The sequence below is a fragment of the Serratia sp. JSRIV004 genome (genome assembly GCF_019968705.1).
Lineage (GTDB): Bacteria > Pseudomonadota > Gammaproteobacteria > Enterobacterales > Enterobacteriaceae > Chania > Chania fonticola_B.
The window spans coordinates 3,402,748-3,421,301 of record NZ_CP074140.1; the positions used below are offsets into that span (position 1 = coordinate 3,402,748).

An 18,554-nucleotide genomic window follows, 5' to 3' on the forward strand; every position below is an offset into this window, starting at 1 on the left:
CCTGGATTGCTACTTCTCTTCTCGCTCGATACCAAAGTGCTTATAGGCATGATTGGTCGCCATTCGGCCACGCGGAGTACGCTGAATAAACCCTTGTTGGATCAGGAAGGGTTCGATCACGTCTTCTATCGTTTCACGCTCTTCACCGATTGCCGCCGCCAGGTTATCCAACCCCACCGGGCCACCGGTAAACTTGTCGATGATCGCCAGCAACAGCTTGCGGTCCATATAGTCGAAACCTTCCGCATCGACGTTCAGCATATCCAATGCCTGCATGGCCACTTCACCATTGATCACTCCGTTGGCACGGACTTCGGCAAAGTCGCGCACGCGGCGCAGCAGGCGGTTGGCAATACGCGGCGTACCGCGGGCGCGACGTGCCACTTCATGCGCCCCATCGGGAGACAGATCCAGCCCCAGGCAGTTGGCACTGCGGGAAACGATATGCTCCAGATCGGCCACCTGATAAAACTCCAGACGCTGCACGATGCCGAAGCGATCGCGTAATGGAGAGGTCAAGGAACCGGCCCGCGTGGTGGCTCCAACCAGGGTGAACGGTGGCAGGTCGAGCTTGATTGAGCGCGCCGCCGGACCTTCACCGATCATGATATCCAACTGATAGTCTTCCATCGCTGGATACAGGATCTCTTCCACTACCGGCGAAAGACGGTGGATTTCGTCGATAAACAGCACGTCATGGGGTTCCAGGTTGGTGAGCATAGCCGCCAGATCCCCCGCCTTTTCCAGCACCGGACCAGAAGTGGTACGCAGGTTAACGCCCATCTCATTAGCCACGATGTTGGCCAAGGTGGTTTTACCCAACCCAGGCGGCCCGAAGATCAACAGGTGGTCCAGTGCATCGCCGCGCTGTTTGGCAGCCTGAATAAAGATTTCCATCTGCTCACGCACGTGCGGCTGGCCAACGTACTCCGTCAGCAGCTTAGGGCGGATCGCACGATCCAGCACCTCTTCTTCATTGAACGGCTCGGCAGAGATCAGGCGGTCGGCTTCAATCATGGTCTACCCCTTTCCGGCCTACAGTGCGGCACGTAATGCTTCGCGGATTAATGCCTCGCAATCCGCACCCGGCTTGGCAACCTTGCTGACCATGCGGCTGGCTTCCTGCGGCTTATAGCCCAAGGCCACCAGTGCAGAGGCCGCTTCGGCTTCAATATCCATCTCCGCCGCTTTGGCCGCACTGGTCGGTAGAGGGATTTCGCTGCTGTTGTTGAACAGATCGCCGTTCAGGCCTTTGAAGCGGTCTTTCATTTCGACGACCAGACGCTCGGCGGTTTTCTTACCCACGCCTGGCAATTTGATCAACGTAGTGATCTCTTCACGTTCCACCGCGCTGACAAACTGCTGGGCAGACATGCCTGAAAGGATCGCTAGTGCCAGTTTTGGCCCCACGCCGTTCACTTTAATCAGCTCACGGAACAGCGCACGCTCTTGTTTATCATTGAACCCATACAGCAGCTGTGCATCTTCACGCACCACGAATTGGGTAAACACGATAGCCTCTTGCCCCAGTTCCGGCAGCTCGTAAAAGCAGGTCATCGGCATATGCACTTCATACCCGACGCCATTGGTTTCAAGTAACACCAGCGGTGGCTGCTTTTCCAGAATAATTCCTCTGAGACGACCTATCATTACCCCTCCTGAATGGATCCCTGTACGTGGCGCACTGCCACGCAGTATTAATACAGCTTATACCATAAAAAAGGCTGGATGAATATCCAGCCTCCGAACGATAACAAAATGGCCATGCCTCGGCGGGCCAGCATGCAGCCTCTACGTTACAGACCCCTAACGTAAACGCCCACGCGCCAGATTCAACCGCCCTTCACTCATACGCAGCACGTTCTGGCTGAGATGGCAGTGGGTAATGGCGATAGCCAACGCATCCGCGGCATCCGCCTGAGGATTGGCAGACAGCTTCAGCAGTGAGCGAACCATATGCTGCACCTGAGACTTTTCCGCCGCACCGGTACCGACCACCGTCTGTTTCACCTGGCGCGCCGCATACTCAAACACTTCCAGGTTTTGATTGACGGCGGCAACGATCGCCACGCCCCTCGCTTGCCCCAACTTCAGCGCCGAGTCCGGGTTCTTGGCCATAAAAACCTGTTCGATGGCGAAGAAGTCCGGTTGAAACTGGGTGATGATTTCGCTCACGCCAGCATAAATCAGCTTCAGGCGCGTTGGCATATCATCCACCACGGTACGAATACAACCGCTGGCAACATAGGTCAGTTGGCGGCCCTGCTGGCGGATCAGGCCATAGCCGGTGACGCGCGAGCCGGGATCGATACCCAGTATGATCGCCATTGCTACCACCACCCTGCATTGATTGTTGCCTGGCGTTGCCGGTTGGCAACGCCATCATTCACCTGCATTACAGCGTTGCAGCGATCTCGTCGGAGATCTCACCGTTATGGTAAACCTCCTGCACGTCGTCACAGTCTTCCAGCATGTCGATCAAGCGCAGTAACTTAGGCGCCGTTTCAGCATCCATGTCCGCTTTGGTGGACGGGATCATGGAAACCTCGGCCGAGTCTGCCTCAAAGCCTGCCGCGGTCAACGCGTCTTTCACTTCACCCAGATTTTCCCAGGCGGTGAAGACGTCAATGGCACCGTCGTCATAGGTCTGGATATCTTCAGCACCCGCTTCCAATGCGGCTTCCATCACCGTGTCTTCATCCAGACCCGGTGCATAGGTGATCACGCCTTTTTTGGTGAACAGATAGGCCACGGAACCGTCGGTACCCAGGTTGCCACCACACTTGGTGAAAGCATGGCGCACTTCTGCCACGGTACGGTTACGGTTGTCACTCAGGCATTCGATCATTACCGCAGTGCCGCCAGGGCCGTAACCTTCATAGATGATGGTTTCCATATTGGTATCATCATCGCCGCCTACGCCACGGGCGATAGCACGGTTCAGGGTATCGCGCGTCATGTTGTTGGACAGCGCTTTATCAATAGCCGCACGCAGACGCGGGTTCGAACCCGGATCGCCGCCGCCCAATTTGGCGGCAGTCACCAGCTCACGGATAATTTTAGTGAAAATCTTACCGCGTTTGGAATCTTGTGCAGCTTTGCGGTGTTTGGTGTTGGCCCATTTACTATGACCTGCCATAAAAAATATCTCCAAAAAGAACTACTGGACAGAATGGATCACAAACTCTTCAATCGCCTGCTGATTACTCCAAGACTTGGTCAGTTTGACCGCCTCGGACGCCTCAAGCCATTGGTAAGCATGATGTTCGGTCAAGACCGGATCGCGCTCATCAGGTAACGCCAGACAGAACCAGTGCTCTTTATTACGCGTGGTTCCCGGCGCATAGCGGTGTCGCAAATGGACAAAGAGTTCAAATTCCACACAGCGCTGGCAATCGAACAACGGCAGACCCTCTGCTGCGATATCGATGCCAATCTCTTCCATGACTTCGCGCTGTGCGGCATGCGGCGGCGATTCGGCGTCTTCAAGGCTGCCGGTGACCGACTGCCAGAACTCCGTATCGTCACGCCGCTGTAACATCAGCACCCGGCCACTGGATTTTGCATAAATCACCACCAGAATAGACTCGGGCCGCTTGTAATTCATCACTCGCTCTCTTGTTCGGCTGAGGCTTTCTTCACTACGCTGATCGCCAGTTCCTGCAACGAAGCCGGGTTGGCGAAGCTTGGTGCATCGGTCATCAGACAGGCTGCCGCGGTAGTTTTCGGGAAAGCGATAACATCACGGATGTTCTCGGTACCGGTTACCAACATCACCAGACGATCCAGACCGAAGGCCAAACCGGCGTGCGGAGGAGTACCGTACTTCAGCGCATCCAGCAGGAAGCCAAACTTCTCACGTTGTTCTTGTTCGTTGATGCCAAGAATACCGAAGACGGTTTGCTGCATTTCACTGCGGTGAATACGCACGGAACCACCACCCACTTCATAGCCGTTCAGCACCATATCGTAGGCATTGGCGATAGCTGAGGTAGGATCTTTTTGCAGCTCTTCCGGGCTCATATCGCGCGGGGCGGTAAACGGATGGTGCATCGCCGCCAGGCCGCCTTCGCCGTCCTCTTCGAACATTGGGAAATCGACCACCCACAGCGGTGCCCAGCTGTCGAGCTTGGTCAGGCCCAGATCGCGGCCGATTTTCAAGCGCAGCGCGCCCATGGCGTCGGTAACGATTTTAAAGCTGTCGGCACCGAAGAACAGAATGTCGCCGGTTTGCGCATTGGTGCGCGCCAGGATCGCTTCCAGCACTTCGGCACTGAGGAATTTGGCAATCGGGCTTTGCACGCCTTCCATACCCGCAGCACGATCGTTAACCTTCAGCCATGCCAAACCTTTGGCACCGTAGATATTCACGAAAGCGCCGTATTCGTCGATCTGCTTACGGGTCAGCTGCGCGCCACCCGGAACACAAATCGCGGCCACGCGGCCTTTGGCATCGTTCGCCGGGCCAGAAAACACTTTAAACTCAACGTCTTTAACCAGGTCGGCAACGTCCACCAGTTCCAGCGGGTTACGCAGGTCTGGCTTATCGGAACCGTAACGGCGCATCGCTTCGGCAAAGGTCATGATTGGGAATTTACCCAGATCGACGCCCTTCACGTCCAGCCACAGTTCATGCACCAGTTGCTCCATCACTTCACGCACCTGCTCAGCGCTCATGAAAGAGGTTTCCACGTCGATCTGGGTGAATTCCGGCTGGCGATCGGCGCGCAGGTCTTCGTCACGGAAACACTTGACGATCTGGTAGTAACGGTCGAAGCCAGACATCATCAGCAGCTGTTTGAACAACTGTGGGGACTGTGGCAACGCGTAGAATTTACCTTTATGTACGCGGCTTGGTACCAGATAGTCACGGGCACCTTCCGGCGTGGCTTTGGTCAGCATTGGGGTTTCGATATCCAGGAAACCGTGGCTGTCCATAAAGCGGCGCACAAAGCTGGTGATCTTGGCACGGGTTTTCAGGCGGTCGGCCATTTCCGGGCGACGCAGATCCAGGTAGCGATATTTCAGACGCGCTTCTTCGCTGTTGGTCTGATTCGAGTCTAACGGCAGCGGTTCAGAGCGGTTGATGATCTCAAGCTGATGAGCGAACACCTCAACTTCGCCAGTCGCCATATCCTTGTTGACCTGGCTTTCCGGGCGCGCACGCACGGTACCGACGATCTGGATGCAGAACTCGTTACGCAGTTCGAAGGCTTTGTCGAAGGCCACTTTCTGATCCGGATCGAAGAACACCTGCACGATGCCTTCGCGGTCACGCATATCAATAAAGATCAGGCCACCCAGATCGCGGCGGCGGTTGACCCAACCACACAAAGTGACTTCCTGGCCGACGTGGGCCAGATTCAACTGCCCGCAATATTCAGTACGCATACGCTATCCTTTTGACTTAAGCCGATTCGGCCGGAGGTTGGCAGCAGTTGCTGTTTCCGCACGGCTATTATCTGACGAATTGTTATTTATCACCCGGTTTGAAGTCTGTTGCATACCAGCCGGTGCCCTTTAACTGGAAACCGCTGGCAGAGATCAACTTGGTCAGTGCGGGCTGCCCACACGCCGGACATTGAGTCAACGGCGCGTCGGAAAATTTTTGTAGTTTCTCTAATCGATGTTGGCATGAGCCACATGCATATTCATAAATCGGCATAGATCGCTGGATTAAAGATTGGTGAAAAAAGGCGGTCATTATAAAGGAAATTCATGCGCCAGATAAGAGCGAACACGGCATTGTTGCAATGCTAAATCGCACCTAGCGGTAGCAAACAACACATCGGTTAACAAATTTCCCATTAACTGGCAGCAGTTTTATCACGTAGCCTATGTCTCCGTCGTCTTTCAAAAGCCGGTAGCACAACCTTAAATCCACTTTAACCCAGAGACGCTCCCAATGTTGAAACTTGATGCCCAAACCACCGCCCTGGTCCTGATCGATCTGCAAAACGGCATTCTACCTTACGCCGCTGGTCCGCACAGTGCCAGCCAAGTCGTCACCCATGCGGCCCATCTGGCAGGGCGTTTCCGCGCGCTGAATGCCCCCGTGTTTCTGGTGCGCGTCGGCTGGTCTGATTCCTTTGCCGAAGCGCTCAAGCAACCGGTAGATAAGCCTTCACCGTCTCCGGTCGGCGGGCTGCCAGCCTCCTGGTGGGAATTCCCCGAAGCGCTGGCGGTACAAGACAGCGATGTGCTGATCACCAAGCGTCAATGGGGAGCATTCTATGGCACCGACCTGGACCTGCAACTGCGCCGTCGGGGTATCAAATCGGTGGTATTGGGCGGTATCGCCACCAATATTGGCGTGGAGTCTACCGCGCGCGCGGCCTGGGAACATGGCTACGAGTTGGTGATCGCCGAAGACATGTGCAGCACCTACAGCGCCGAGATGCACCAATTCGCCTTCGATAATATCTTCCCGCGTATTGCCCGTGTGCGTAGCACCAGTGAGATCCTTGCTGCGCTGTAAAAGCTCATCTAGCTGTTGATAAAGAGTAACAGGTGGAAGTCATGCAGGACGCCGACACGCCGTAAATCCGTCCATGGAGGCTCGTATCGCGCATCCCTGCGCTCAACGGTCGGCTAACCTGCATTGACCTCCACCCGCCTCAAGCTCAGGTGTTGCGGTGGTGAACGCAGTTTTAGGCACTTGAAAGCAAGGCAGGATGACGCTACCGTTGTTGCCAAAATGTAAAACAGGGAAGATGAGCGTTTGATGTATATCGGACTACCGCAATGGCAACATCCAGCCTGGAACCGTATCGGCCTGCGCGATCTGGCAGACTACAGCCGCTACTTCAACTGCGTGGAAGGTAACACCACCTTCTATGCCCTGCCAAAGGCGGAAATTGTGCATCGCTGGCGCGATATGACCGGCGATGATTTCCGTTTTTGCTTTAAATTCCCGTCAGCGATCAGCCATAAAGCAGCACTGCGTGGCTGTGAGGCCGATATCAAGGCATTTTATGACTGCCTGCGCCCCCTCGAAGGGCGTATCGGACAACTGTGGCTGCAGTTGCCCGCCGCCTTTGCACCCGAGCATCTGGGTGTTCTGTGGGCATTTCTTGATGCCTTACCGCCGGAGTTCACCTACGGAGTCGAGGTCCGTCATCTGGAATTTTTCGCCAAGGGTGACGCAGAGCGCCAACTGAATCAGGGTTTGCACCAACGCGGCATTAACCGGACCATCCTCGATAGCCGCCCGCTGCACCATGCCAAACCGCACAGCCCAGCGATCCGCGATGCGCAGCAGAAAAAGCCCAAGCTGCCGGTACATGCAGTGATAACGGCTGACAACCCGTTGATCCGCTTTATCGGCGGTGACGTGCTGGCGGACAATCAGCGCTGGTTTGATTCATGGCAACAGAGGCTGCCTGACTGGGCGCAACAACATCAGCCTTATCTGTTTATTCACACGCCAGATAACAGCGATTCTCCTCAGCAGGCACAGAAAATCTGGCAAGGGCTACACGGCATAATTCCGAATTTAGCGATGCCTCCGGACTGGCCTGAGCAAGAAGCCTTGTTTTAACCTATTAATCTGATGGGTCCTATCGGATATTTCCTCGCGACAGCCGCGAGGATGGCAGTTATGATGCTCGTTGCCAGATTTGGTTACGAATGGAGTTAAGAATGGTAAGCGCGCTCTATGTGGTGCTTGGCGCATTGTTGTTGATCAAACTCTCTTTTGACGTGGTCAGGTTGAGAATGCAGTACCGGGTTGCCTACGGTGACGGTGGGTTCTACGAGCTGCAAACCGCGATCCGCGTACACGGTAACGCCGTGGAGTACATCCCGATCGCCGCCATCCTGTTGGTGATCATGGAGATGAACGGTGCTGAAGTCTGGATGGTGCATCTGTGTGGTTTGCTGCTGATGGCAGGCCGGCTGGTTCACTACTACGGTTTACGTAACCGTGAAGTCCGCTGGCGCCGTTCGGGTATGGCGGCTACCTATCTTTCATTGATACTGATGGTGATAGCCAATATCGTTTATCTGCCGTGGGACATTATCTTTAGTTTACACTGATATCCCCTCTGTTCAGGCGGCCACGCCGCCTGCTTCTGCCTGCGCCGCTTTTCTGTTAGTATACGCCCCTTCGAATTCTGACCTGATTTGCCGCTATGCCAAACCGCGATACTCTTTTTTCCGCCCCGATCGCCAAACTGGGCGACTGGACCTTCGACGAGCGCGTTGCTGAAGTCTTCCCAGACATGATCCAGCGTTCCGTTCCGGGCTACTCCAATATCATTTCGATGATTGGCATGCTGGCCGAACGTTTTGTCCAGCCGCACAGCCGGGTGTATGACCTGGGGTGCTCGCTCGGCGCGGCCACGCTATCGATGCGCAGGAACATCAGCGTCGAAGGTTGTCAGATTATTGCGGTCGATAATTCCCCCGCGATGGTAGAGCGCTGCCGCCGCCATCTTGATGCTTTTCGCGCCGATACGCCCGTCGACGTCATTGAGGCGGACATTTTAGACATTACCATCGAAAATGCCTCGATGGTGGTGCTGAACTTCACCCTACAGTTTCTTGAACCGGCTGACCGGCTGCGCCTGCTCGAACAGGTTTATCGCGGGCTACGTCCGGGCGGTGCCTTGGTGCTGTCAGAGAAATTCAGCTTTGAGGATGCAGACGTCGGTGAACTGTTGTTCAACATGCACCATGATTTCAAACGCGCCAACGGCTACAGCGAATTGGAAATCAGCCAAAAGCGTAGCATGCTGGAAAACGTGATGCTGACCGACTCGGTCGAAGCGCATAAAGCGCGCCTTCGGCAAGCCGGTTTTGAACATGCAGAAGTCTGGTTCCAATGCTTCAACTTCGGCTCATTGATCGCCCTGAAATCAGGAGAAACCGCATGATCGAGTTTGGAGACTTCTACCAGCGCATCGCCAAAAGCCCGCTGAGCCACTGGCTGGATACGCTGCCGGCCCAAATCACCGCCTGGCAGCGCGAATCGCTGCATGGCAAGTTCAAGCAGTGGTTCAATTCGGTAGAGCACCTGCCTTCCCTGACGCCGACCCAGTTGGATTTATTGCATGGCGTACGTGCCGAGATGGAACAACCGCTGTCACCTGGCCAGCTCGAAGGCATTGAGAAAATGCTGCGTACGCTGATGCCGTGGCGTAAAGGGCCGTTCTCGCTTTACGGCATTGATATCGATACCGAATGGCATTCCGACTGGAAGTGGGATCGCGTGCTGCCGCATATTTCCCCGCTGGCTGGCCGTACCATCCTGGATGTGGGTTGCGGCAGCGGTTACCATCTGTGGCGCATGGTCGGTGCTGGAGCACATCTGGCGGTCGGTATCGATCCAATGCAGCTGTTCCTGTGCCAGTTCGAAGCGGTGCGAAAACTGCTGGGTGGCGATCAACGCGCCCATGTGTTGCCGCTGGGTATCGAACAACTGCCCGAGCTGGCCGCTTTCGACACCGTTTTCTCGATGGGCGTGCTCTATCACCGCCGTTCCCCGCTGGATCACCTGTATCAGTTGAAGAACCAGCTGGTTTCCGAGGGCGAGCTAGTGTTGGAAACGCTGGTCGTGCCAGGCGATCGCCATCAGGTATTGGTGCCGGGCGACCGCTACGCGCAGATGCGTAACGTCTACTTTATTCCGTCTGCCGAAGCGCTGAAGTGCTGGCTGGAAAAATGCGGATTTGTCGAGGTCAGCATTGCCGATATCTGCCCAACCAGCACCGAAGAGCAGCGCCGCACCGACTGGATGACCAGCGAGTCACTGGCCGAGTTCCTCGATCCCCAGGATCCAACCAAAACGATTGAAGGTTACCCGGCACCGATCCGCGCCGTGCTGATCGCCAAAAAACCGTAAGCCTTAACCAACTCACTATGTAAGGGCGTAGCAATGTTACGCCCTTTTAGTTGCCACCGTTATTTTCTCAAAGCCTGTAGCAGATCCTTTTCAAACACCCCGCTGGATGAACATTCGAAGGGCTTGACCTTATCGTTACCATCCGCAGCCACCAGCCCCGCAACGCCATTGACTTGCACCATCACGTTAGTCCCTTCTCCGGCGCTAAAAATCTGCACCAGGATCCGGTAGGTAACATTCAGATTAGATGGCCCTGGCTGGTCTGAACAAGTCAGATACAGGCTGGCCAGTTCAGCGTCATTGCCCGTCGTGCCAACGATCCCCAGATGCGGGTCGACAACCTTGGCCTCTAGCCCTTTCTGCGCAAAAATTTCCTCAGTACGGGTTAACAGCTCATCCGGATTACGGTTGCCTATCAAGGTGGGCTTCGCACCAGCAGTCGACTCACCAGCGGCAGTTTCAGCCGCACTGCCGGGCTGGTTACCGGTTTTAGTTGGCCCATACACCGAGACACAACCACTCAATGCCAATGCCAGCAAAATAATAAAATGTCTCATCACTCACCTGTAATACAGCGTTGCGCAGGCCGTTAACGACATAACAAGGCCGACAATCAGTAAATAACGCATCTCCCCCTCCTCCGTTAACGATAATAGGCCGCAACACAGCCCGATAATGAACAACAAACCAGCATTAACCACACAACATAAACTCTCATGTATCCTCCTGACCAAAAGCGGTTGAACTTGTTTAGTAACAGCACCATCAAACGGTATCGTCTACACATCAACGTGTCGCCTCCTGTCATGTGTGTCAGCGCTGGCAATACAATCGTGGGGAAATCCTATCGAGGCTCAGCGTTGAAGACTGAACGCTTTTAGTAGACTGGAAAAACTCAACAAATTCATAAGGGTGATTAATGCGAGGTGTTGACAGACTGTTGATGGCATTGCTGACCATAATGACCGGCATAGGGATTGCCGCCATATTCAATATCGGCGGCACCGTGCAAATACTTTCGGCCATTTGTCACTGGGTGGAGAGTCTGCGATAAGCGACAACAGCCGGTTACATTTTATCAACATTTAAACTTAAGGCAGTGGCTCATCGTTAACTAGAGTTAAAGTGTTGGTATCGCGCCAACACCAGAGAAGTATGAACCTGTTTGCCCTGAGCACCTCTACCCTGTTCAGGGCTTTTTTTGCGCACAAATGCAAAAAGCCCCGAATATTCGGGGCTTCAAACCAGGCTCACAACGTTGGACCATTGCTAAACGCTCTCAGCATACGGCTCCCTACGATCTCATTCGACAGGAGTCAGCATGGCCAACGCGTTCTTCATCGCCTCTACCGTTTCCCCGTCCACGCAGTAGTGGCTGAATTCGTCAAACTCATTGTCGGCACACATGGTGACACCCGCCTTGCGGTAACGCATGGTGGAAGGCACCGTATGCCCAGCCGAGCTATGCAACTCCTGAATACCGATATCCACAAACTTATGCATATTGCTCAAACGGACACCTGCACCGGCCATGATCACCGGGCCGTTGCTGGCATGCACCAAGTCGCGTAACAGCGGTAAGCCCAACTCGGCATTCTGCTGCTGCCCAGAGGTCAGAATGCGCGCCACGCCGAGCTGCGTCAGTTGTTCCAGCGCCACCATCGGGTTTTGACACATATCGAACGCGCGATGGAAGGTCACCGCCATATTACCGCTTAATTTCATCACCTCGCGCATCCGCGCAAGATCGATATGCCCTTCATCGTCCAACATGCCGATGACCACACCGGCAAAACCCATCTCGCGGATTTGCGCCACGTCGTTCTTCATAATCTCGAAATCGACGGCGCTGTAGCAGAAATCGCCCCCGCGCGGCCGCACTATTGGATGAACGGGTATCGTTACCCGCTCCCGAGCCAGCCGCAACGATCCAAAGCTCGGCGTCAACCCGCCCTCACTCTGACTGGCACACAATTCTATGCGGTCAGCGCCCGCATGCTCTGCTGTCATGGCACAGTCGACGCTATAGCAACAAACTTCCAGCTTCATTATTGTTACCCCCAGATAACGGTCAAAAATGCTACAGCAAACGTTTACCCGCCGCCCTACAGGCCACAGGATGACAATCTGATAAAAGTCTTAATGGCACAAAGTGCTAACTATGGCACTCAATTTTGATTAATGGATCGATCGCAGTCACAGTGGCGGCGTTAAGTCGGATAAATAACGCGAACGCATCATTTTTCTCCCTGACACCCCATTCGAAATCGGCAACAAACGACACGCTACGGTTTCACCCGTTCACTGGCCACGATGTCACGAATATGATGCGGATGGAATTTGATGGTGACATTGCCATCGCTGATCGCCAAGGTCGGATTGGCCAGGCGTTCGCCCTCACCTTTAGGTGAGCTCTGCTTGAGTTTGATGCCAGGTAGCAGCAAGGCTTCGTCAGGCAGATGTTCCAGGGCGCGGGCATACAGGGTAGCGGGATCGCCGCTTAGCACCAGCTCTACATGTTCCCATCCTTCATGCGGATAGCGCTTCTCACCGGGGTATGGCAGCTCGATACAGTCAATCTGCCAAGGGCCAACCTTCAACGGCTCATGGAGATCAAACAGGCAAATCGGCCTGCCGTTAATCATCGTTTCCGAAAGTAGCGATCCGCATTGCAGTAACCCTTGCCGCCAACGATCGGCGGTGCTGTTCTGATGGCAACGCAGCGAGATATGGTCTGCGCTGAATGTTGCCAGCTCAAGATGGAGCCGTTGTGCAAACTGCTCCAGAGCCAGTTCAAAGCGAGGTAAATCCAGCGTCAGGTCGTTAAGTTCGGCGATCGATGACAAGGTAGTCATAAGTTTCTCAGGTTCTCCAGGATCTTTGGCAGGCCAATAATCTACACGTCGAATCGCCTGGAGGCTATGGATCAGAGAATAAAAACCTAGAGGATAAAGATAATGTTGCATTTGGTGCGCAACGACCTATTTAAGACCGAACTATCCTTCATGAGGAAAGAAACAATCAAGAATCTTCTTATATCGCACTCCATTAATTCGCATCAAAACCATTAAGAATGACTAATGTTTAATCGTTTTAGTTTCCACAAGGCCAATCGCTGACAATGAAACTGACACCTCAGCCAGAGTAAAATTTAACACTATGTTTTTATTCAAAAAAAATAATAATGATGCGAGAAATCCTAAACAGAGGCATTACAATTGATTAGGTGGCGTTAATAAGTTAGGTTAGGAGAGCATTTGATTTTGGATAAATAAACATGACCCTGTTAGGTATATCCCTTGTTTTAATAGCCATTGCTGGCTACGCGATTTATCGCCATTTCAAAACTCGCCAGAATAGTGTGTTACGTTCTGGCCGAAGCAATAAAAAGCGTTAAAGCGTCCATTAATCCGCTCCCATCAAACCAATGACAGCGGACGATTTGATTCACCTACTTACCTTTTTGGTCTTCACTTTTCCCTATCTTTCACCATGCCAGCCCGCGTCAACTACTGACGCGGTGCCGTCAATCGGGTACAATTGCAGGCTGTTTTGTGGTTGAGCGTCGCCTGCGATACGTGGCGTCGTCCCTGCTGGATTGCAAGTTGTGCGTCAAGGCGTTTTGCAAACCAATAGAGTAAAACCACCTTTTGATCCGGAGGGCGTACTGCACGGCCCTCGTTTGTCATTTAAGGTAACCCGGTGAATATTCAGGCTCTTCTATCAGATAAAGTCAGCCAGGCGCTGATTGCCGCAGGTGCGCCTGCCGATTGCGAAGCTCAGGTTCGTCAGTCCGCGAAAGCACAGTTTGGTGACTACCAAGCCAACGGCGTGATGTCCGTTGCCAAAACTCTTGGTATGCCGCCACGACAACTGGCAGAGAAAGTAGTCCAACTGCTTGACCTGGGTGACATCAGCAGCAAAGTGGAAATCGCCGGCCCAGGCTTTATCAATATCTTCCTGAACAGCGAATGGGTTGCCCGCCAGGCCGATGCCACCCTGGGCGCAGAGAAGCTGGGCATTGCCCCCGTTAAGCCGCAAACCATCGTGATCGACTATTCTGCGCCCAACGTGGCGAAAGAAATGCATGTGGGTCACCTGCGCTCCACCATTATTGGCGATGCCGCTGCCCGTACTCAGGAATTCCTGGGCCATAAAGTGATACGCGCCAACCATGTGGGCGACTGGGGTACCCAGTTCGGCATGCTGATCGCCTACCTGGAAAAGATGCAAAACGAGCATGCCAGCGATATGGGGCTGTCGGATCTGGAGCAATTTTACCGCGAAGCCAAGAAAAACTACGACGAAGACGAAGATTTCGCTCTGCGCGCCCGTGGTTACGTGGTCAAACTGCAAGGCGGCGACCAATACTGTCTGAAGATGTGGCGCAAGCTGGTGGATATCACCATGGCGCAGAACCAACTGACCTATAACCGTCTGAATGTCACCCTGACCGAAGATGACGTGATGGGCGAAAGCCTGTACAACGCCATGCTGCCGGGCATCGTTGCCGATCTCAAGGCGAAGGGGTTGGCGGTAGAAAGCGAAGGCGCTACCGTGGTGTTCCTGGACGAGTATAAAAATAAAGACGGCGATCCGATGGGTGTCATCATCCAGAAGAAAGATGGCGGTTACCTGTATACCACTACCGATATCGCCTGCGCCAAATACCGTTTCGAGACCCTGGGTGCCGATCGTGTTCTCTATTACATCGACTCGCGCCAGCATCAGCATCTGATGCAAGCCTGGACTATCGTGCGCAAAGCAGGTTACGTGCCAGACTCCGTCTCGCTGGAACACCACATGTTCGGCATGATGCTGGGTAAAGACGGCAAACCGTTCAAAACCCGTTCAGGCGGCACCATCAAACTTTCCGATTTGCTGGATGAAGCCGTTGAACGCGCCAGCAAACTGATTGCCGAGAAGAACCCGGACATGCCTGCCGATGAAATGCAGAACGTGGCTAATGCGGTCGGCATCGGTGCGGTGAAATATGCCGATCTGTCGAAAAGCCGCACCACGGACTACATCTTCGATTGGGATAACATGCTGACCTTCGAGGGCAACACTGCGCCGTATATGCAGTATGCCTATACCCGCGTTGCCTCGGTGTTCAAGCGTGCTGGCGTGGATGAAAGCAACCTGACGCTACCGTTGGTGATGACCGAAGAGCGTGAAGTCGCGCTGGCAACTCGCCTGCTACAGTTCGAAGAAACCCTTACCGTGGTCGCCCGTGAAGGTACACCGCACGTGATGTGTACCTATCTGTACGATCTGGCGGGGCTGTTCTCTGGCTTCTACGAGCATTGCCAGATCCTCAACGCCGAAAGCGAAGAGGCACGTCAGAGCCGCCTGAAGCTGGCCCTGCTGACCGCCAAGACGTTGAAAACCGGCCTGGATACGCTCGGGATCGAAACCGTCGAACGTATGTAATCCATTCGATAGCCGTAAAAAAGGTCGCGTTAGCGACCTTTTTTATCTGATGATTAGCGGTGGGGTATCAGTCTACCCGCCGAGCGAAGTCTCGAGGACGGAACCCGAGGATCCCCAACACCGCGAAGTAGGCAACAATCCCCGCAGCCACCACGACCGACAGACGCAGTAAGCGAGCCAGCATATTGCCCTGATCCCATTCCGGCATCAGCCACATCACGCCAAGCAGTACCGCAGCCATCACCAGCACGGCGACCACCAGCTTGAACAGGAACATCGCCCAGCCGGGCTGCGGTTGGAAAATATCCTGCTTGCGCAGTTGCCAATACAGCAGCGAAGCATTCAGACAGGCCCCCAGACCAATCGACAGCGAAAGCCCAGCATGCTTCAGTGGGCCAATAAATATCAGGTTCATCACCTGGGTCAGGATCAGCGTAATGATGGCAATCTTCACCGGGGTTTTGATGTCCTGGCGCGAGTAGAAACCCGGTGCCAGCACTTTCACCACGATCAGGCCCATCAAGCCAACCGAGTAGGCCACCAGCGCACGCTGGGTCATCGCCGCATCAAAGGCGGAGAACTTGCCGTACTGGAACAACGAGACGGTAAGCGGCTTGGCCAGGATGCCCAACGCGATGGCACTCGGTAAAGCCAGCACAAAGCACAGACGCAGGCCCCAGTCCATCAGGCGGTTATATTGTTCATGATTACCGCTGGAAAAACTCTTCGCCAAGGACGGCAGCAGGATGGTGCCCAATGCTACGCCCAGCACCCCGGACGGGAACTCCATCAGGCGGTCGGCATAATACATCCACGACACCGAGCCGGAGACCAGGAAAGAGGCAAAGATAGTGTTGATGATCAGCGAAATCTGGCTGACCGAAACCCCCAGGATTGCGGGCCCCATCTGACGCATCACGCGCCATACGCCCGCGTCATTTAGCTTCAGGCGTGGCAATACCAGCATGCCAATTTTCTTGAGGTGCGGTAATTGATACCCCAGTTGCAGCACGCCCCCCACTACCACCGCCCAGGCCAAAGCCAGCACCGGTGGATTGAAGTACGGCGCGGCAAACAACGCAAAGCCGATCATACTGACGTTCAACAACGTTGGCGCAAAGGCCGGAATGGAGAAACGGTTCCAGGTATTGAGGATCGCCCCCACCAGCGAGGCCAGCGAAATCAACAGGATATAAGGGAAGGTGATACGCAACAGCGACGAGGTCAGGGCAAACTTATCCGGCGTATCGGTAAACCCCGGAGCCGTAATAAAGATCACCCAGGGCGCGGCCAGCATGCCAAGCACGGTCACTACCGCCAGCACCAGCGTCAACAGGCCGGAAACGTAGGCAACAAAGGTGCGCGTTGCCTCTTCACCCTGCTGGCTTTTGTATTCCGCCAGGATCGGCACAAACGCCTGGGAGAAAGCCCCTTCCGCAAAGATGCGGCGTAAAAGGTTTGGCAGCTTGAACGCCACAAAGAAAGCATCCGTAGCCATCCCTGCCCCAAAAACGCGTGCCACGATGGCATCACGCGCAAAGCCCAGCACCCGTGAAAACATGGTCATCGAGCTAACGGCTGCCAGTGATTTAAGTAGATTCATGTGGTTTTTCTGATGAGTACGACGGGTAAATATCAACGCCTGCGTCGGCAGGCGTCAGTTGAGTGGCGTTAGTCTACGGCTCCACGCCATTAATAGCTACCGCCATATGTTACATGGGGTTAACTGGCATCACGCAGCATTTTCTCGATCAATCGCTGGGCGTAAATGGCCTGTTCTCCGGCAGTTTCCGGAGCGGTCTGGTTGCTGATGGACTGAATAAAATGGTGAACTGCACCGGCAAAACCTCGTTGTTCCAGCGTGGTTTGCCAGCCTGGGGCTGGTTTCTCGAGCACGCCTTGCGGGTCTTCCCGCAGCCATTGTCGCATATCGTTCAGTTGATAGACCGCACCGTTGGTGACTGCCTGCACGCTCTCCCGTTGGCTGCCAGCACGCCGGTGCATACTGGTCGTAACGATGGTGTCACCGCAGGCAAAGTGGTGTTCCGCGTAAAGCATCTCGCCCGCTTCGTTTGCGCGCAACTGGCCACTCTGCAAGCTGGCGCTACCGCCGCCTAACCACAGCGCGGTATCCACCACGTGCAGATAATCATCCAGCAGGGTGAATCGCAGGTCATTTGGCCCGACGCTATCGGCGCGGTGTTTGTCCATGCGGATCGAGGCCGGTAGCTGCATTTGCTGTTTCAACTGGCGATACAGCGGCGCAAAACGGCGGTTGAAACCCACCATCAACGCTACGCCCTGCTTTGCGGCCAGTTCGATCAGCTGTTCGCCCTGCTCCAACGTTTCCGCCAGTGGTTTATCCACATAGACGTGTACGCCCTGCGCTAACAGTTCACCCACTACCTGAAAATGGCTGGCAGTGCTGCTGTGTACGAACACCGCATCACACTGTTGCGCCAGGCTATCAAGGCGAGAGAAATAGGGCATACGATAGCTGTCGCATACCGGCTGGGCTTTTTGCTGATTCGGTGAAAAGCCGCCAACAAGCTGCCAGTCCACCGCTTGAGAAAGAATGGGCAAGTAAGCCTTTTGCGCGATACCGCCTAAACCCACTACTCCGATACGTAGTTTACTCATGTGAACCCCGCGCCAGTAGCTGCTGCACCTGCTGTTTCAATTCGGCAACTTCGGCCTCCAAACGCACCACCCGTTCAGTCAATTCACCAGCATTAGCCTCCTCAGCTTCAGCCGGAGCCGCATCGATCTGGCCGCTGAACAGGTGCATAAACCGGCTCTCACGCTTGCCTGGCTCACGCGGCAAACGCACCACGAACGGCCCATCCTCACGGGTCGTCAACTGTTGCAACACTTCTTCCACTTCGCTGACGTCGTTGAATTCATGCATCCGGTTGGTGCGGGTGCGCAGTTCACCCGGCGTCTGCGCGCCGCGTAATAACAGGGTCGCAATCACCGCCACTTCGGCCGGTGACAGTTTCAGTTGGCCGAACTCGGAGTTGCAAAAACGCTGCTCATACTTCACTACCCGATTACCAAAACCACTTAAGGTACGCAGGAAGTGCCTTCTTAACAGTAAATCAAGCTGCTGCTGGACTTCGCTTTCCGACAGGTCCATCACCGGCTCGCGGTTGGTTTTTTGATTGCAGGCCAGCGTTATGGCATTGAGGGAAAGCGGATATTGGTCAGGGGTGGTCACCTGCTTTTCCATCATGCAGCCAATCACTCGGGCTTCTTTGGCATTTAATTCATATTTCAT

The 18,554-nt window shown here is 54.5% G+C and carries 19 protein-coding genes; 6 read left to right on the forward strand and 13 right to left on the reverse strand.

The features are described from left to right. Nucleotides 1-9 precede the first annotated feature (9 nt). The 7 genes from ruvB to KGP21_RS16215 form a co-directional block, all read right to left on the reverse strand. Nucleotides 10-1,017: a Holliday junction branch migration DNA helicase RuvB gene (gene ruvB / locus KGP21_RS16185; RefSeq protein WP_021806657.1), complete on the reverse strand. Its 1,008-nt coding sequence runs from the start codon at nt 1,015-1,017 to the stop codon at nt 10-12. 18 nt (nt 1,018-1,035) lie between these two features. After that, entirely contained in the window at nt 1,036-1,650 is a 615-nt protein-coding gene (gene ruvA / locus KGP21_RS16190) for a Holliday junction branch migration protein RuvA (protein WP_094981360.1), read from the reverse strand. A 156-nt stretch (nt 1,651-1,806) separates the two neighbouring features. Next, nucleotides 1,807-2,328, reverse strand: coding sequence for a crossover junction endodeoxyribonuclease RuvC (gene ruvC / locus KGP21_RS16195; protein WP_021181146.1), 522 nt, complete (start codon nt 2,326-2,328; stop codon nt 1,807-1,809). A gap of 67 nt (nt 2,329-2,395) precedes the next feature. Then, complete coding sequence (locus KGP21_RS16200) at nt 2,396-3,139, reverse strand: YebC/PmpR family DNA-binding transcriptional regulator (protein WP_021181145.1); 744 nt, start codon at nt 3,137-3,139, stop codon at nt 2,396-2,398. Nucleotides 3,140-3,160: 21 nt separating this feature from the next. Continuing rightward, nucleotides 3,161-3,607, reverse strand: coding sequence for a dihydroneopterin triphosphate diphosphatase (gene nudB / locus KGP21_RS16205; RefSeq protein ID WP_021181144.1), 447 nt, complete (start codon nt 3,605-3,607; stop codon nt 3,161-3,163). Beyond that, nucleotides 3,607-5,391: an aspartate--tRNA ligase gene (gene aspS / locus KGP21_RS16210; RefSeq protein WP_021181143.1), complete on the reverse strand. Its 1,785-nt coding sequence runs from the start codon at nt 5,389-5,391 to the stop codon at nt 3,607-3,609. The genes nudB and aspS overlap by 1 nt, the downstream gene beginning before the upstream one ends. Before the next feature lie 82 nt (nt 5,392-5,473). Further along, nucleotides 5,474-5,704, reverse strand: coding sequence for an FmdB family zinc ribbon protein (locus tag KGP21_RS16215; protein ID WP_021181142.1), 231 nt, complete (start codon nt 5,702-5,704; stop codon nt 5,474-5,476). Between the two features lie 201 nt (nt 5,705-5,905). Here KGP21_RS16215 and KGP21_RS16220 point away from each other — a divergent pair, with 201 nt between their 5' ends. The 5 genes from KGP21_RS16220 (at nt 5,906) to cmoB (ending at nt 9,844) form a co-directional block, all read left to right on the forward strand. Then, nucleotides 5,906-6,478, forward strand: coding sequence for a hydrolase (locus tag KGP21_RS16220; RefSeq protein ID WP_094981361.1), 573 nt, complete (start codon nt 5,906-5,908; stop codon nt 6,476-6,478). Between the two features lie 246 nt (nt 6,479-6,724). Further along, nucleotides 6,725-7,540, forward strand: a complete 816-nt coding sequence (locus KGP21_RS16225) for a DUF72 domain-containing protein (protein WP_021806662.1) — start codon at nt 6,725-6,727, stop codon at nt 7,538-7,540. A 101-nt stretch (nt 7,541-7,641) separates the two neighbouring features. Further along, entirely contained in the window at nt 7,642-8,037 is a 396-nt protein-coding gene (locus KGP21_RS16230; protein WP_021806663.1) for an MAPEG family protein, read from the forward strand. A 95-nt stretch (nt 8,038-8,132) separates the two neighbouring features. Continuing rightward, complete coding sequence (gene cmoA / locus KGP21_RS16235; protein ID WP_021806664.1) at nt 8,133-8,876, forward strand: carboxy-S-adenosyl-L-methionine synthase CmoA; 744 nt, start codon at nt 8,133-8,135, stop codon at nt 8,874-8,876. After that, nucleotides 8,873-9,844, forward strand: a complete 972-nt coding sequence (gene cmoB, locus KGP21_RS16240) for a tRNA 5-methoxyuridine(34)/uridine 5-oxyacetic acid(34) synthase CmoB (protein ID WP_209523614.1) — start codon at nt 8,873-8,875, stop codon at nt 9,842-9,844. The genes cmoA and cmoB overlap by 4 nt, the downstream gene beginning before the upstream one ends. A gap of 59 nt (nt 9,845-9,903) precedes the next feature. Here the strand turns inward: cmoB and KGP21_RS16245 are convergent, their stop codons facing one another. The 3 genes from KGP21_RS16245 to KGP21_RS16255 all read right to left on the reverse strand — a co-directional run bounded on the left by KGP21_RS16245 (nt 9,904) and on the right by KGP21_RS16255 (nt 12,699). After that, on the reverse strand, nt 9,904-10,401 hold the full coding sequence (locus tag KGP21_RS16245) for a hypothetical protein (protein ID WP_223535658.1): 498 nt from the start codon (nt 10,399-10,401) through the stop codon (nt 9,904-9,906). 745 nt (nt 10,402-11,146) lie between these two features. Continuing rightward, nucleotides 11,147-11,896 (reverse strand): copper homeostasis protein CutC, encoded by a 750-nt coding sequence (cutC, locus tag KGP21_RS16250; protein WP_037376006.1) that lies wholly within the window; start codon nt 11,894-11,896, stop codon nt 11,147-11,149. Nucleotides 11,897-12,129: 233 nt separating this feature from the next. Next, nucleotides 12,130-12,699, reverse strand: coding sequence for a VOC family protein (locus tag KGP21_RS16255; protein WP_021806670.1), 570 nt, complete (start codon nt 12,697-12,699; stop codon nt 12,130-12,132). Nucleotides 12,700-13,546: 847 nt separating this feature from the next. Here KGP21_RS16255 and argS point away from each other — a divergent pair. Then, on the forward strand, nt 13,547-15,277 hold the full coding sequence (gene argS / locus KGP21_RS16260; RefSeq protein ID WP_059200999.1) for an arginine--tRNA ligase: 1,731 nt from the start codon (nt 13,547-13,549) through the stop codon (nt 15,275-15,277). A gap of 67 nt (nt 15,278-15,344) precedes the next feature. On the opposite strand, the gene murJ is transcribed toward argS, so the two are convergent. From murJ to KGP21_RS16275, 3 genes are all read right to left on the reverse strand, one after another. Beyond that, entirely contained in the window at nt 15,345-16,880 is a 1,536-nt protein-coding gene (gene murJ / locus KGP21_RS16265; RefSeq protein ID WP_037376007.1) for a murein biosynthesis integral membrane protein MurJ, read from the reverse strand. Between the two features lie 119 nt (nt 16,881-16,999). Beyond that, entirely contained in the window at nt 17,000-17,917 is a 918-nt protein-coding gene (locus KGP21_RS16270) for a Gfo/Idh/MocA family protein (protein WP_059201002.1), read from the reverse strand. Further along, nucleotides 17,910-18,554: a YceH family protein gene (locus KGP21_RS16275; protein WP_024486701.1), complete on the reverse strand. Its 645-nt coding sequence runs from the start codon at nt 18,552-18,554 to the stop codon at nt 17,910-17,912. The genes KGP21_RS16270 and KGP21_RS16275 overlap by 8 nt, the downstream gene beginning before the upstream one ends.

Excerpts from the sequence above, each read along its gene's own strand:
- ruvB (WP_021806657.1), bottom strand. The coding sequence starts at position 1,017 with ATGATTGAAGCCGACCGCCTGATCTCTGCCGAGCCGTTCAATGAAGAA.
- ruvA (WP_094981360.1), bottom strand. The coding sequence starts at position 1,650 with ATGATAGGTCGTCTCAGAGGAATTATTCTGGAAAAGCAGCCACCGCTG.
- ruvC (WP_021181146.1), bottom strand. The coding sequence starts at position 2,328 with ATGGCGATCATACTGGGTATCGATCCCGGCTCGCGCGTCACCGGCTAT.
- KGP21_RS16200 (WP_021181145.1), bottom strand. The coding sequence starts at position 3,139 with ATGGCAGGTCATAGTAAATGGGCCAACACCAAACACCGCAAAGCTGCA.
- nudB (WP_021181144.1), bottom strand. The coding sequence starts at position 3,607 with ATGAATTACAAGCGGCCCGAGTCTATTCTGGTGGTGATTTATGCAAAA.
- aspS (WP_021181143.1), bottom strand. The coding sequence starts at position 5,391 with ATGCGTACTGAATATTGCGGGCAGTTGAATCTGGCCCACGTCGGCCAG.
- KGP21_RS16215 (WP_021181142.1), bottom strand. The coding sequence starts at position 5,704 with ATGACCGCCTTTTTTCACCAATCTTTAATCCAGCGATCTATGCCGATT.
- KGP21_RS16220 (WP_094981361.1), top strand. The coding sequence starts at position 5,906 with ATGTTGAAACTTGATGCCCAAACCACCGCCCTGGTCCTGATCGATCTG.
- KGP21_RS16225 (WP_021806662.1), top strand. The coding sequence starts at position 6,725 with ATGTATATCGGACTACCGCAATGGCAACATCCAGCCTGGAACCGTATC.
- KGP21_RS16230 (WP_021806663.1), top strand. The coding sequence starts at position 7,642 with ATGGTAAGCGCGCTCTATGTGGTGCTTGGCGCATTGTTGTTGATCAAA.
- cmoA (WP_021806664.1), top strand. The coding sequence starts at position 8,133 with ATGCCAAACCGCGATACTCTTTTTTCCGCCCCGATCGCCAAACTGGGC.
- cmoB (WP_209523614.1), top strand. The coding sequence starts at position 8,873 with ATGATCGAGTTTGGAGACTTCTACCAGCGCATCGCCAAAAGCCCGCTG.
- KGP21_RS16245 (WP_223535658.1), bottom strand. The coding sequence starts at position 10,401 with ATGAGACATTTTATTATTTTGCTGGCATTGGCATTGAGTGGTTGTGTC.
- KGP21_RS16255 (WP_021806670.1), bottom strand. The coding sequence starts at position 12,699 with ATGACTACCTTGTCATCGATCGCCGAACTTAACGACCTGACGCTGGAT.
- murJ (WP_037376007.1), bottom strand. The coding sequence starts at position 16,880 with ATGAATCTACTTAAATCACTGGCAGCCGTTAGCTCGATGACCATGTTT.
- KGP21_RS16270 (WP_059201002.1), bottom strand. The coding sequence starts at position 17,917 with ATGAGTAAACTACGTATCGGAGTAGTGGGTTTAGGCGGTATCGCGCAA.
- KGP21_RS16275 (WP_024486701.1), bottom strand. The coding sequence starts at position 18,554 with ATGAAATATGAATTAAATGCCAAAGAAGCCCGAGTGATTGGCTGCATG.